This window comes from Agromyces humatus (assembly GCF_021228295.1).
GTDB classification, from domain to species: domain Bacteria; phylum Actinomycetota; class Actinomycetes; order Actinomycetales; family Microbacteriaceae; genus Agromyces; species Agromyces humatus.
Genome location: NZ_JAJQPD010000006.1, coordinates 315,185 through 328,579 on the forward strand (window position 1 = coordinate 315,185; position 13,395 = coordinate 328,579).

The 13,395-nt window shown below is 68.9% G+C and carries 12 protein-coding genes and 1 pseudogene; 6 read left to right on the forward strand and 7 right to left on the reverse strand.

Annotated features, from left to right (window positions below; all coding sequences use genetic code 11):
* Positions 1–42 precede the first annotated feature (42 nt).
* Positions 43–525: an RNA polymerase sigma factor gene (locus LSF15_RS12495; RefSeq protein WP_232498860.1), complete on the reverse strand. Its 483-nt coding sequence runs from the start codon at positions 523–525 to the stop codon at positions 43–45.
* Positions 526–842: 317 nt separating this feature from the next.
* Here LSF15_RS12495 and LSF15_RS12500 point away from each other — a divergent pair, with 317 nt between their 5' ends.
* The 4 genes from LSF15_RS12500 (at position 843) to LSF15_RS12515 (ending at position 6,709) form a co-directional block, all read left to right on the forward strand.
* Positions 843–1,868 carry a Vgb family protein gene (locus LSF15_RS12500; protein WP_232498861.1) on the forward strand — a complete coding sequence of 342 codons (1,026 nt, stop codon included), beginning with the start codon at positions 843–845 and terminating at the stop codon, positions 1,866–1,868.
* Positions 1,869–2,148: 280 nt separating this feature from the next.
* Positions 2,149–2,625 carry a DUF2975 domain-containing protein gene (locus tag LSF15_RS12505; protein WP_232498862.1) on the forward strand — a complete coding sequence of 159 codons (477 nt, stop codon included), beginning with the start codon at positions 2,149–2,151 and terminating at the stop codon, positions 2,623–2,625.
* A complete protein-coding gene (locus LSF15_RS12510; RefSeq protein WP_232498863.1) occupies positions 2,625–2,873 on the forward strand; it encodes a helix-turn-helix domain-containing protein in 249 nt (82 codons plus the stop codon). Before LSF15_RS12505 ends, LSF15_RS12510 begins: the two co-directional genes overlap by 1 nt.
* Entirely contained in the window at positions 2,870–6,709 is a 3,840-nt protein-coding gene (locus LSF15_RS12515) for an SCO7613 C-terminal domain-containing membrane protein (protein WP_232498864.1), read from the forward strand. The genes LSF15_RS12510 and LSF15_RS12515 overlap by 4 nt, the downstream gene beginning before the upstream one ends.
* A gap of 264 nt (positions 6,710–6,973) precedes the next feature.
* On the opposite strand, the gene LSF15_RS12520 is transcribed toward LSF15_RS12515, so the two are convergent.
* Positions 6,974–7,843, reverse strand: a complete 870-nt coding sequence (locus tag LSF15_RS12520) for a hypothetical protein (RefSeq protein ID WP_232498865.1) — start codon at positions 7,841–7,843, stop codon at positions 6,974–6,976.
* Between the two features lie 191 nt (positions 7,844–8,034).
* Positions 8,035–8,106: pseudogene (locus LSF15_RS12525) on the reverse strand (DUF933 domain-containing protein); the annotation flags it as partial.
* 72 nt (positions 8,107–8,178) lie between these two features.
* Here LSF15_RS12525 and LSF15_RS12530 point away from each other — a divergent pair.
* Positions 8,179–8,523, forward strand: a complete 345-nt coding sequence (locus tag LSF15_RS12530; protein ID WP_232498867.1) for a LysR family transcriptional regulator — start codon at positions 8,179–8,181, stop codon at positions 8,521–8,523.
* Positions 8,524–8,702: 179 nt separating this feature from the next.
* Here LSF15_RS12530 and ychF read toward each other — a convergent pair whose 3' ends face one another.
* A complete protein-coding gene (gene ychF / locus LSF15_RS12535) occupies positions 8,703–9,776 on the reverse strand; it encodes a redox-regulated ATPase YchF (RefSeq protein ID WP_232498868.1) in 1,074 nt (357 codons plus the stop codon).
* 83 nt (positions 9,777–9,859) lie between these two features.
* Between ychF and LSF15_RS12540 the strand changes: the two genes are divergently transcribed.
* Entirely contained in the window at positions 9,860–10,267 is a 408-nt protein-coding gene (locus LSF15_RS12540) for a hypothetical protein (RefSeq protein ID WP_232498869.1), read from the forward strand.
* Between the two features lie 40 nt (positions 10,268–10,307).
* On the opposite strand, the gene LSF15_RS12545 is transcribed toward LSF15_RS12540, so the two are convergent.
* The 3 genes from LSF15_RS12545 to LSF15_RS12555 all read right to left on the reverse strand — a co-directional run bounded on the left by LSF15_RS12545 (position 10,308) and on the right by LSF15_RS12555 (position 13,083).
* Positions 10,308–11,219 carry a DMT family transporter gene (locus LSF15_RS12545; protein WP_232498870.1) on the reverse strand — a complete coding sequence of 304 codons (912 nt, stop codon included), beginning with the start codon at positions 11,217–11,219 and terminating at the stop codon, positions 10,308–10,310.
* A 75-nt stretch (positions 11,220–11,294) separates the two neighbouring features.
* Entirely contained in the window at positions 11,295–12,107 is an 813-nt protein-coding gene (locus LSF15_RS12550; protein ID WP_232498871.1) for an SCO4651 family lipoprotein, read from the reverse strand.
* A gap of 157 nt (positions 12,108–12,264) precedes the next feature.
* On the reverse strand, positions 12,265–13,083 hold the full coding sequence (locus tag LSF15_RS12555) for a class I SAM-dependent methyltransferase (RefSeq protein ID WP_232498872.1): 819 nt from the start codon (positions 13,081–13,083) through the stop codon (positions 12,265–12,267).
* Between the last annotated feature and the right edge of the window lie 312 nt (positions 13,084–13,395).

Sequence of the window (13,395 nt, forward strand, 5' to 3'; positions counted from 1 at the left end):
GAGCCGGAATCTTGTAGGAGAGCCGGAATCTTGTAGGAGCGCCTAGAACGTCATCCGCTCGCCCCACGCCTCACGCAGGCGCTTGCGAGCCCGCGAGAGCGCGGCATCGGCCCCCGATCGGGAGATGCCGAGCACCTCGGCGAGCTCCTCCCCGTCGAGGCCCTCCCACGCGTGCAGGAGCAGGATCTGCCGGTCGCGTTCGCCCACGCTCGCGAGGGCACCGCGCAGTTCCGCGTCGAACAGCACGCTCAGCTCGGGGTCGTCGGCGATGCGCGCAACACCGGCCTCGGGCACCTCGTCGACCGGGAGGTCGATGTGCTTGCGGCGGTGGTTCGCGAGCGTGAATCCCGCCGTGCGGTAGAGCCACGGCAGCACCGCGTCGCGTGGCACGTCGTCGCGGCGGCGCCAGGCGGTCGCGAAGACATCGGCCGCGAGGTCCTCGGCGTCCTGGCGCGGACCGCGACGGGCGAAGTAGCGCACGAGCGCGGTCGAGTGCTCGCGGACGATCTCGGTGAACCACGTCACGTCCGCACCGTTCCCCGGTGAATCGGCGCTCTCGGGCATCGCCACCTCTTCGGTCACGTCGGCGGTAGCTGCGGTGCTCGCGATCCTCACGCCATGTATGTGTCGCGTCTGCCGCGAGTCTTGCACGGGATGCCGCGAAACATGGTGATCCCGCGCGAAGTGACGCCTCACCACCTCTGGCGGGCGTACGTCGTCTGCCATACGCTGCCGTATGCACCCTCGGGTGAACCTCGCTCCGGGTGCCCTGCTGCCCGTCTCTCGCTACGCCGCAGGCATTCTCGGGCATACCTGGTGCGGCTGGGTCAGGGGGAATCCTCATGTCACGACGAATGGGCCGCGTGCTCACGGCAGCGCTTGCGGCGACACTGACGGCGGGTCTGGCATTGTCCGCGGGAGCGGCGGTCGCCGCGCCCGGCGCGAAGCTGAAGCAGTTCCGCGTGCCGACGGACAACAGCGAGCCTCGCGACATCGCCAACGGCTCCGACGGCAATCGCTGGTTCACCGAGGGAACCGAGTTCACGGCTGCGCCGGCGAAGATCGGCCGCATCACCCCCGCCGGCGTGATCACGGAGTTCGAGCCCACCTTGGCCGACGGATGCAACTTCTGCATCCTCACCGACATCGAGCAGGGGCAGGGCGACCTCGTCTACCTCACCTCGAACGACCCCACGCTCATGCGGTTCAACGTGCAGGCGCAGGCCTTCGAGGCGCCGGTGGCGATGCCGAACAACAACGCGCTCGCCGGCAGCCTCGCCGTGCACGGCGACTTCGTCTTCATCACCGACTTCAACAACGACGTGGTCTGGCGCTACGACAGCGTCGGCGGATCGTTCGTCTCGTTCGCGGCCAGCAACCCCTCCGACGTGGCGGTCGACGCCGCGGGCAACGCCTGGTTCGCCGAGCCGCAGGCCAACCTCGACCTCACGACCAACATCGCGCGCATCGACGCCGTCACCGGTGTGGTGACGCGAACCGTCGTCGACCCCGCGGCGCGTGCCATCGCGGTCTCGCCGACGGACGGGAAGGTCTGGTTCGCTGTGCGATTCATTACGCTCCTCTCGCCACAGGGCGTCGGATTCCTCGACCCCGCCGATGCGAACAGCGTGACGTTCTTCCCGGTCGACGCCACCGGCCCCTCGGCGATCGCGGCGGCACCTGACGGTACGATCTGGTTCACGCAGGAGACCCAGGGCAACGCTGCCAGCGTCACGAATGCGGGCGTCATCACCCAAGGCAAGACGGTCAAGAACAGCGATCCGGCCGGCATCACCGTGGCGCCCGACGGCGACCCGTGGTATGCCATGCGGGAGGCCGACAAGATCGGCACACTTCAGGTTCCCTAGAAGGGACTGGGAGTCAGCCGAGGCCAGGCAGGAGCACATGGCGCAGGCGGCTGCCACTGGAGCCTACGCACCGCTGACGGAGCTTCTGGCCGCGCCATTCAGGGTGACCGTCATGAGGCAGCTCCCGGAGTCATCGAATCAGCGGCGCCACGCCGCTCCCTCTGTGTCGTGAGGTCGGAATCGATCACGTCACGCACTTCGACGTGTCACGCTATCGCTTTCCCCAGCCCATTGTGTATCGTTTCTCGATAGGTGTCTACCGATAATCGATAGGAAGCGCATGCAACGGCCGACCATCCTCGTTCTGAAGGCGCTCATCGCCGCGATGATCCTCCTGATCCTCGCCTGCCAGCTCTTCCTCGTGCCGCCGACGGCGCAGGGCATGGCGCGCACGTACCCCGAGCTCGCCGACCTCGTCGTGCCGGGCATCGTGATCGCCGAGTTGTTCCTGCTCTGCATCCAGGTCGTGAACGTGTGCGTGTGGCGGCTGCTGTCGATGGTCGGCGAGCAGAACATCTTCAGCACCGACGCCTTCCGCTGGGTCGACGTGATCCTCGGCGCGATCATCGCCGCGACCGTACTCATTGCCATCGCGTTCGCGACGCTGTTCATCGCAGGCGTCGCCAACCCCTCTGTGCAGCTGCTGTGCGCACTCGGCGTCGTCGTCGGCTCGGGGCTCACCTTCCTCGTCATCGTCATGCGCGGCCTCCTGAAGAACGCCGCGCAACTGCAGCAGGACCTCTCCGAGGTGGTCTGATGCCCATCGTCATCGACCTCGACGTCGAGCTCGCGAAACGCAAGATGTCGGTCGCCGACCTCGCCGCGGCGATCGACATCACGCCCGTGAACGTGTCGGTCCTGAAGAACGGCCGAGCCAAAGCGGTGCGGTTCTCCACGCTCGACGCGATCTGCCGCGTGCTCGAATGCCAGCCCGGCGACATCCTGCGCTGGGTACCCGATGAGACGGATGCCGCGACCGAGGCGAAACCGGAGGTGTCCGCGTGACCCCGCCCACGATCTCTGCAGCGCGCGGATGGAGCGACGCCGCAGTCGCGTACCTGCTCGATGCGACGGCGTGCCCGGCCTGCGCTCGCGATCGTCTTCGCGACGGACGCTGCCCGACGTGCGGTGCGGTCATCGACGCAGAGCTCGGCTCGGCGATCGCCGCCGCGTCCGAGCAGGCGGCCGCGGCGATCCGCGACCGGCAGATGGTCGTCGACCGGGTTCCGGTGCCGATCGCGGTGGGTGACCGGGTCGGGCCAGCGGATGTCGCAGGGCCCGCTTCTGCGGCAGCTGTCGGCCCCGAGGCATCCGACACCTTCGCACCGCCGCCGAGCGCGAACGCACCGCGCCCACTCGCGACCAATGCGCGCCCCGAATCGACCGCCACCGTGCAGTCGGTGCTCGCCGTCGCCGGAGCCGGTCTGCTCGCGGTTGCGGCCGTCGTCTTCACCTTCTTCAACCCCGACCTCACCGACCACGGCGTGCGCAGCGCGATCATCGCGGCGATCACGCTCGTCTTCCTCGGCGGGGCGTGGTGGCTCGCCCGACGCGGCCTGCGATTCTCCGCCGAGTCGGTCGGCGGCCTCGGGCTCGTGTTCGGGGCGCTCGACGTCGCGTCGATCGTCGCGCTGGCGACCGACCCGGCGAGCGCATGGCTCACCGCCGCAGTCGCCACGCTCGTCGGCGGCGCCGCGATGGCGGCGCTCGCGCTCGCAGCGCGCATCCGCATCTGGTTCTGGGCAGCCCTCGTCGCGCTCGCGACCGTTCCGGCCATGTTCGGCTACGCGGGCGAAGCCCTCGGTGCGGCGCTCGCCGGCCACCTCGCTGCGGCGTACACCGCCTTCGCCCTGATCGTGCTGGCTCGCCGCGTCGCGCCGCGATTCGGCGGGCGTCTCGTCGCGGAGGAGCGCACGCTCACGGTCGTGCAGGTCGCCGCCGTTCCGCTCGCCATCGTGCTGATGCCGTTCGTGGACACCGACTCGAACGCGGCCCGCTGGCTCCTCGTCGTCGGCGTCCTCACGAGCATCTCCGTGCTGGGCGTGCTCTCCTCGCGCCACCCTGCGCGCCGGCTCTGGAGTGCGATCGCGGGGTTCGCCGGCGTCGCCGCGATCGCGGTGCTGCCGTTCGCGACGGGGCTCGGCGACGGCCTGCCGGCGTTCTGGGCTTTGGCCGTGCTCGCCGCGGGCACGAGCGTCGGACTCGTCGCGGCGTGGGTGCTCGCCCCGGTCCTCCGCGGGGTGGTACCTCACGCGTTCGCAGGTGGCGTGTTCGGCGCGGTCGCGGCATCCGTCGCCGTGCCGGCATTCACCGGGGCCATGGCCGTCCTCACCACGCTCGCCGGCACGCTCACCCCGTTGCCGTACGACACGCCGCTCACCGTGACCGGCGACCTCGTCGCGGTCGCGGTCGCGTGCGCCGCGTCGGCGATCGGCTTCGCCTCGATCGCGGTGATCACCGCACGCCGGCGCCGTGGGGTGGCCGTGGAATCCGAAGCGGCTCCGCAGAGCGGGGCCGACGGCGCGCTCGGCACGATCGCAGGGCTGCTCGGCATGCTCGCCTGGCTGCTGCTCGCGTGCGCGCCCGGGTTCCCGCTCGGTGCGCGCATCGCGATCGCGCTGGCGCTCGTACTGCTCGTCGCAGCGGTCCTGCGATTCGTCGCCGTGTTGCGGCCTGGCACGTTCCTCGGCGGTTCGCTCCTCGGTGGAGCGCACGTGGCGATCCTGCTCGCTGCGCTCCTGGCGGGCACGGATGCCGCGACGCAGCCATGGGCCGGAATAGCGGTCCTCGTCGCGCTCACGGCGCTCGCGCTCGTGACCTCCGCGAAGCTGCGCTTCCTCTACGTCGGCGCGGGCTTCGCCTACTCCCTCTCGGTCGTGGCGACGGTGCTCGGCTCGACGGCGCTCGAGGGGATCGCGCAGTGGTGCCTCACGACCGCCGTCGGTCTGCTCGTCGCGATCGTCGCGACGTTCGTGCAGCGGGTCGGAGCGCGCTCGTGGTGGGCGATCCTCGCCGTCGCCGCCGTGCCCTTCGGCATCGGCATCGTGCAGGTCGTGTTCGAGCGCAGCGGGTGGACCGCGCTCTCGACGGGGCTCATGCTGCTGCTCGCGGCGACCCTCGTCGTCACGCGACGACCCGGGCTCAGCGTGGGGCTTCGCACCGCGGCGGCGGCGCTCATCGTGCCGAGTGCCGCGGTGGTCGTGGTCTGCCTCGGAGCCGAAGTGCTCGCCGGCAGCGCCTCACCTGTCGTGCTCCCCGTGATCGCGGCGCTCGTCGCCGGCGTCCTGCCCGCGACGGCGGCGATCGGGCGGGCGCTCGAGCGTCACGGGCTCGGCGCCGTGGCATCCCGCGCAGCGCGCATCGCCATCGAGTGGTCGACGCTCGCGACCGGAGCGATCGCCGTGCTGCTCTCGCTCGTGCGCTTCGCGGCGGGCCTCGAGACGACCCTCGTCGTCCTCGTCGTGCTCGGGCTCGGCGCCACCGCGATGGCCGTCGTGCAGCGCCGGCGACTCGGCTGGTGGCTCGCTGCGGCGAGTTTCACCGGTGCACTCTGGAGCACGTGGGGCCTCGCCGGCGTCACCGAGATCGAGGCGTACCTCGTGCCGCCGGGCCTCGTCGCGGCACTCGTCGGCGCGGTGCTCACCGCTCGTGGTGCGCGCGGACTCGCGCTCGTGGCATCCGGCCTGCTGGTCGCGGTGCTGCCGACGCTGCTGGCTCTCGCGGTCTCGCTGCGCTCGGCCACCGACGGTGACGGTGCCGACCTCGCCGCCGACCTGCGCGGATGGGCGCTGATCGGCGCGGCCTGGCTGATTGTCGCGGTCGGCCTCGTTCTGGGCCGTGGCGGCCGCGACGACGCGGCTGGCGGCTCAGCGCGCACTGCGCGCCTCCGGACGCTGCGACCGGCCGTCTTCGCGACGGCGATCGTGGCCGCGGCGGCCGGTGCGCTGCAGGGCGCACGCCTCGGTCTCGACGGCATGCCCGCGTCGCCGCTCGCGGGCATCCCGCTCGTCTTCGTGTGCGCGGGCGTCGGTCTCGTCGGCGCGGCCGCGGCGGCGATGGCCGGGCGTGCGATCATCGCGGGCGCCCCGAATGACTCGGCGCTCGCTCGATCGCGCTGGCTGACCGCACCCGCACTCGCGTACCTCGCGTTCGCGGCCTGGCCCGCGATCCGCACCGAGTGGCCCGAGATCTGGGCGATGTGGGCGCTCATGCTCGCCATACTCGCGATCATGATGCTCGCGGCCGTGCGTTCGGTCACGGCCTTCACGAACCTGCCGCCCGTGTGGTTCGCCTTCACGATCGCATTCGTGACCGCGGTGGTCGCGTGGAGTCCGCGCGAACTGCGCGTGGAGTGGTTCTCGGTGCCGCTCGGGCTGTTCCTGCTCGCGGCGGGCGTGGTGGCGCTGCGGCGCGGTGTCGAGGGCGACTCGGCCGTCGCCGGCGGCTCGCCCGCCGCTCGCCTCACGGCATGGCCCAGCGGATGGCGCGGATCATGGGCGTTGCTCGCGCCCGGTCTCGTCGTGCTGCTCTGCGCGTCGATCGCGGCGACGTTCACCGACCCGCAGACGTGGCGCGCGATCCTCGTGATCCTGTTCGCGCTCACTGCGATCCTCGTCGGCTCATCCCGCAAGCTCGCCGCACCGTTCCTCATCGGCATCATCGTGCTGCCCGTGGAGAACGTCGTCGTGTTCGCCGTGCAGATCGGCCGCGGCATCGAGTCGATGCCCTGGTGGATCACCCTCGCCGTCGTCGGCGCCGTGCTGCTCATCATCGCCGTCACGACCGAGCGGCGCGCGGGCGCCGAGCAGGGCATCGCGGCGAGGTTGGGTGATCTGCGATGAGGTGGGCGGTGGCCGGGCCCAGACAATCCGAAAGGCCCTGGCGTCAGTCGACTCGTCGGGCCTTTCTATGCCGAAGCGTCCTTCGGTGGTGAGGAAGAGCATACGCCGGTCCGCGCGGATTGCAAGCAATTCATGACATTTGCTCGACAACGGGCCACTCGGGGGGAGTCCAAGACGCTGAAGCGAAACTCGACCGCGTTGCGTCACCGAACAACGTCTGGCTTGCAACCCACGTTGACCTGATTTCGAGTACGTCGCACTCATTCAGGGCGTTGTCGCTTCAAGGTGGCCCAGTCGCCCAGCCAGCAGTTCGGCGAACGTCGCCACCTGCTGCTCGAGGATGCGACCGTCCGTGAGGACACGCACCTGGACAACGAGATTGCCGCGCTGCAGGTCCCACACGTATGACCGCCAGCGAGGGCCTGGGCTCCCCTCGCGCACCCATCCAACTGCGGCGACTTCGTTCGGCACGTCGATGGCCGCTTGCGACGTGATCTGCACGAGACTGGAATCGAGGCCGCCCGCTGTCGGTATGTCCAAGTCCTGCCATGGGCAGGCAGCAACTCGCTCGTGGAGGTCGCGCATGAATGCGCTAGCTTCCTCAGTCGTTGAGAAGGCGCGGGCCGCGATGTCGACCACCTCGTCGTCCGTCTCCCACGTCTGCACCCAGCTGATCGGGTCTGCTGAGGCGCTACCGGGCCCGGCAGCGATAAACGGCGCATTGGCCGGTAGGAACGCGCATTCCTCGTCTCCGCCGAGCGCGAGCCACTGCTCCCCTGCGGCCGGTGCAACCGCGGCCACAGTGCTCGGCTCGAGCGCCCCCACGCCGTAGCGCTCATCTTGGATTGACAGTTGGGCCACGTCTTCGGCGGAGATCGCTATCCGCGCCGCAGCGTCCAGTTCGAAGCACCGCTGGGGGCACGCAAGTGGAGCCTTCGCATCCGGCTGCTGCGGCGAACCATCGATGAACGGCTGGTCCGGACTCGTCTCGCTCAGACTATGCCCGATATAGGCGAACATGCCCAGAACAGGGACGGAGAGCACCACCACCACCGCGAGTGCGATCAGCGCCCATGCCCACCACCGCAAGCCACGCCTCTTGGCCGGGCTCGGCTCGACGATGATCTCACTCAAAGACAAACCCCTCCAACTCACGGACAATTACGAACAATCCCCAGGCGAATGAGAAGTTGTCCGGGGGTCACGGAGCGGCACTCCTCGTGCTGGCTGGAGCATATCCGTCACCGGAGGGTCCGATCCAGTGGCGCTGGCAATCACCGGAGAGTCAATGACAACTTTGTTGCAAACTCCCTGATAAGGGCGAATTACACGTTGAACCGGAACTCGACCACGTCGCCGTCCTGCATGACGTAGTCCTTGCCCTCCATGCGGGCCGCGAGGGCGCGCGCAGGACGGCTCACGTAACCTGAAATCGGCCGCGGTACGCGCGGATCGACGAAAGGCTCCCCGTGAACATCACCCTGCTTCGACGTTTCGTCGCCGTTGCCGAGGAGCTGCACTTCCCACGTGCCGCCGATGCCCTCGGCATCCCGCTCGCCTCGCTCCACTCGTCGATCGAGAAACTCGAAACCGAGCTCGGGCGCCCGCTGTTCACCCGGCAGAGCCCGACCCGCCTGACCGAGTTCGGAGCAGCCTTTCTTTCCGAGGCCAGGGCCGAGATCGCCGGGGCGCCGCCGCCCGCCGAACAGCCCCCGGTGAAGGCCGGCGGCAAGGCGAAGGCTTCGAAGGGCAAGGGCCGCGCCCCCATCGTGAAGGGGCAGCCGAAGCCGTACAAGAAGCGCCAAGGACGCTGACGACGGCGGTCGTGCTCCTCGCGCCGCCCGCCACTCGGTCAGACCGAGGTGAGGTCGATGAATTCGACCGACTGCCGAGGTCCGGCAAGACCGTCTACGGGTTCACGATCGGCATCTTTCCCACCGCCTACCCGGCCCTGCCGGCAGCAGAGTGAGGTGGTTGCCTGCTTCTGCCGCTCCTACACGTTGAAGCGGAACTCGACCACGTCGCCGTCCTGCATGACGTAGTCCTTGCCCTCCATGCGGGCCTTGCCCTTGGCACGGGCCTCGGCGACCGAGCCGGTGTCAACGAGGTCTGCGAACGAGATGACCTCCGCCTTGATGAACCCGCGCTCGAAGTCGGTGTGGATCACGCCGGCGGCCTGCGGGGCCTTCCAGCCCTTGTGGATCGTCCAGGCGCGCGACTCCTTGGGGCCGGCGGTGAGGTAGGTCTGCAGGCCGAGCGTGTCGAAGCCGACCCGGGCGAGCTGGTCGAGGCCCGACTCGTCCTGGCCGGTCGACGCGAGCAACTCGGCGGCGTCGGCGGGGTCGAGGTCGATGAGCTCCGACTCGATCTTCGCGTCGAGGAACACCGCTTCAGCGGGCGCGACCAGCGCCGCGAGTTCAGCCCTCTTCGCGGCATCCGTCAGCACCGCCTCGTCGACGTTGAACACGTAGATGAACGGTTTCGCGGTCAGCAGGCCGAGTTCCCTGACGGGTTCGAGATCGACGGATGCCGCAGACAGGGGCGTGCCCTTCTGCAGGGCCTCTAGAGCTTCCTTGGCGGCGCTGACCACCGACGGGTCGAGCTTCTTGCCCTTGACCTCCTTCTCGAAGCGCGGGATCGCGCGTTCGAGCGTCTCGAGATCGGCGAGGATCAGCTCGGTGTTGATGGTCTCCATGTCGGCCTTGGGGTCGATCGTGCCCTCGACATGCACGACGTCGGAGTCGTCGAAGCCGCGCACGACCTGCGCGATGGCGTCGGCCTCGCGGATGTTCGCGAGGAACTTGTTGCCGAGTCCCTCGCCCTCGGACGCACCCTTGACGATGCCGGCGATGTCGACGAACGACACGGCCGCGGGCAGGATGCGCTCGGAGCCGAAGATGCCGGCGAGCGTCTCGAGCCGCGGGTCGGGCAGGTTCACCACGCCGATGTTCGGTTCGATCGTCGCGAACGGGTAGTTCGCCGCGAGCACCTGGTTCTTGGTGAGTGCGTTGAACAGGGTGGACTTGCCGACGTTGGGCAGGCCGACGATGCCGATAGTGAGAGCCACGAGGGTCTATCGTACCGTCCGACGCCGGAACGCCTCGCGCTGGGTCATCCGGCAACTCCGATGCGTTCCAGTCCGAGCCGACCATGTCGTCGCGCGACGGTTCGGGCGGGCACTTTGCCGACTTCGACCTGTACACGTGGGGGGCGTTCACGCTCGGCAACGCCGTCAGCCTCGAGAAGGCGCGCACCGACCACTTCCTTCCCTCGCTGGTCGAGGTCACCGAGCCCGAGGTCGCGGGCATCGCCGTGGTGACGGCGAGCGGGTTCACCGTCGGTTCGACGGTGGCGGCCGTCAGCGAGATCGAGCCCCTTGTTCGCGAGGCGCGCGACGCCGACGCGTACTTCGAGTACCGCGTCGACCCTGAAGACCCTGCGTTGGTGCCTCCCGTGCCGGGCGGCGAAATCACCGACATGGTGGGGTTGCAAGCCGACGCGAGCGACACGACCATCACCCTGCTCAAGGCTCCCGTGCTCTCGTACTACCCGTTCTGACTCGCCTTCGGCCCGGATTTTCGCTGGCCCGGTAGTGCAATCAGGGGACCGACATGCTGCTCGTGGTATCCGACGGACCGACTTTCGACCGGCGAACGTGAAGGGTCAGATAGACGCCCGCGATCACGAGGGCGCCGCCGATGATGGCGGGCAGCTCGAGCGTGGCGCCGAATGCGAGGGCGATGACGACGGTGAACACCGGCAACAGGTTGAGGAAGATGCCCGCCCGCGCAGGGCCGACCTTCGAGGCGCCGATGTTCCAGAGCGCATAGCCGGCCATCGACGGGAAGATCACGATGTAGGCGAGGCCGAGCGCGCCCGCTGCAGACGACGGCAGCGAGACGCCGGTGACCGCGATGAGCGGCAGCATGGTGACGACGGCGAACACGGACTGCACCGCCGTCGCCGTGATCGGCGGGGTCACGAGTCGCCGCGAGATGAGCGAGTACACCGTCCACGCGAGCACCGATCCGATCACGAGCAGGTCGCCCGCGCCGAATCCCTGCTCGATGAGCAACCCGAGGTCGCCGCCGGTGAGCACGACCGTCACGCCGACGAACGCCACCACGAGGCCGAGCGCCTGCACGCGGTTCAGTCGCTCGTGCAGGAAGATCGCCGCGCCGAGCGCGATGGTGGCCGGGTTGATCGCGCTGATGACCGCCGCATTCACCGCCCCGGTGAGGCCGAGCGCCGCGTAGAGCAGCAGTGTGTAGCCGGTGAGCCCGAGCAGCGACTGCAGCAGGTGCAACTTCCACTCGTGCAGCGCCGCGCGCCAGTTCGGTCGTTCGATGAGCCACGCGAGCGCGACGAGCGGCAGAAACGCGAAGCACCACCGGAAGAACGTCAGCGAGATCGGCGAGATCTCACGGGTCACCATCTCGCCGAAGACGTAGTTGCCGGCCCAGAAGAGGTTGGCGAGGGCCAGGAAGAGGTACATCCGGCCGCGGTTCACCGATCCAGCCTAATGCGGTCGAGTGGGCCGCCTCAGGCAGTTGCGGTACCGGATACCGACCCCTCTGGGATCGCGTCAGCCGACGAGGCCGAGTTCCTCGAGTGTCGTGAGCTGGTCGGCGCTGGGCGCGACGATCGGGGGGATCGCGCCCCAGTCGCTCATCTTCATGGTCGTCGTCATCGGGGTGCCATCAATCTCGAACGTGGAGACGACCTGGATCGGCCGGTCAGCCTCGTCGAGCCAGTAGTCGTAGAGGATCTCGTCGATTCCCAGCAGGGATGCCCCGAAGCCCTCCGCGGTCTTCCCGGTCACCTTGCCCGGATCGACGGTCACGGTGTATCGCGTGGCCTCGACACCGTCGACATCCTCAGGCCCGACAAGCGTGACCGAGGTCGCCGCGCCGCGAACATCCTGCGACTGCTGGACGGGATCGATCGACGTCATCTGCTCTGCAACAGGGAGGAACGGGTTCCCTTCGTCAGTTGGGTCGACCTGCACGTACTTCTCACCTGTCAGGGACTCGATCTGGATGTACGTCCGATCGTCGACGAGTCGCAGCGACATCTGGGTGCCGTCGGCGTCGACTGCCGCGTCGAGGCCGGGCTTGCCGTTTCCGTTGTCGAACACCATCGCAGCCTCCATCGACATCGCACTCGCAGCGGAGATGCTCATGATCATCCGAAACGACCCGGCCTGCTGCTGCGACTCGATGACCATGTCCATGAACTCGAGCGGCTCGTACTCGCGAGGCGCCTTCTCGGCCTGCGCTGACGCATTCACCTCCCCGGTCGCACCCTTCGCCTCGGCCGGCGCCGAGGCGCACGCGCCGAGCCCCACGATCAGGAAGCCCGCGATCAGGGCAGAGACAGCAGGCTTCAGCACGCGCATGGGGATCCGTTCGGTGGGTCGAGGCGTCGGCCGTCGGGTACGGCGTCGATCGGCAGGGTTTCGTAGGAGAAAGGGGGCCGCACGCGGCCCGTGGCGATGAGTATAGCCACTGCTCGCCAGGTCGGCGCGGGCATGCAAGCCCCCTGCGGACTTCGACCTATCCGAGCAGCCGGGTGCGGTAGCAGTGCGTGAGGTAGGGCACCTCGAGCTCATCGGCGCCGGCGAGATCGGGATGGGTCTCGAGCAGGGTCTCGAGGGCGGCGAGCATCGCGTGCTGCTCGGCCTCGGTCGAGGTGATGAAGTACGAGCGCGAGCGTACGAGGTCGAGGAACCGCTGGCGGGACATCCGTTCGACCCATTCGACCGTGTGCTCCTCGATGGCACCGAACGGCGGCCCGACTTTGACGTAGGTCTCGAAGGTCGCGCTCGCGTCGTGGCGTTCGTCCATGATCTCGCCGGCCTGGCGAAGCCAGTCGGAACGGATGTCGCGACTGTTCCACACGAGTCCGAGCACGCCGCCCGGCCGCAGCACCCTGGCGATCTCGGGGACTGCGCGCGCGGGGATGAACCAATGCCAGGCCTGGCCTGCGACCACGGCGTCGACCGAGCGGTCTTCGAGGGGAATGTCCTCGGCCGTGCCGAGGATGCGCGGCACACCCGGCACCGCGATCTCGAGTTCATCGAGCATCTCTTCGACGGGGTCGACGGCGGTGACGTCGCGGTCGAGTTCGACGAGCGCCTCGGTGAGCTTGCCGGTGCCGGCTCCGAGGTCGAGCACGCGGATCGCGTCGCCGATCAGCCACTCGATCGCCGCCGTCGGGTAGCCGGGGCGCGACCGGTGGTACACGGACGCCGCGGCGCCGAACGATCGCGCCGACCTGACCGTCGCGGGGTCGCCCGGGTCGGCGACCAGTCCGCCGCGTGTGGTCTCCGACCGCTCTTCGCCCATGAGGTGCCCTTCCGTCGCCGGTGCCATTCCACGCCCTGCGTGCGGCATCCGTCAACCTACGTCGCCCGATCGTCGGTCGAGCGGTGGATCGAGTAGCGCCACCGCCGTATCGAGATCTCGCGACGAAGTCGCGTATCGAGACCCGGTCGGCGTGCAGCCGATCGTCGGTCGAGTAGCCGATCGTCGGTCGAGTAGCGACGAAGTCGCGTATCGAGACCCGCCGCCGGGCAGCGAAGTTGCAGCCGATCGTCGGTCGAGTAGCGACGAAGTCGCGTATCGAGACCCGCCGCCGGGCAGCGAAGTTGCAGCCGATCGTCGGTCGAGTAGCGACGAAGTCGC

Coding starts and splice junctions, on each gene's coding strand:
- LSF15_RS12500 (WP_232498861.1), top strand. CDS start 843: ATGTCACGACGAATGGGCCGCGTGCTCACGGCAGCGCTTGCGGCGACA.
- LSF15_RS12505 (WP_232498862.1), top strand. CDS start 2,149: ATGCAACGGCCGACCATCCTCGTTCTGAAGGCGCTCATCGCCGCGATG.
- LSF15_RS12510 (WP_232498863.1), top strand. CDS start 2,625: ATGCCCATCGTCATCGACCTCGACGTCGAGCTCGCGAAACGCAAGATG.
- LSF15_RS12540 (WP_232498869.1), top strand. CDS start 9,860: ATGTCGTCGCGCGACGGTTCGGGCGGGCACTTTGCCGACTTCGACCTG.
- LSF15_RS12550 (WP_232498871.1), bottom strand. CDS start 12,107: ATGCGCGTGCTGAAGCCTGCTGTCTCTGCCCTGATCGCGGGCTTCCTG.
- LSF15_RS12555 (WP_232498872.1), bottom strand. CDS start 13,083: ATGGCACCGGCGACGGAAGGGCACCTCATGGGCGAAGAGCGGTCGGAG.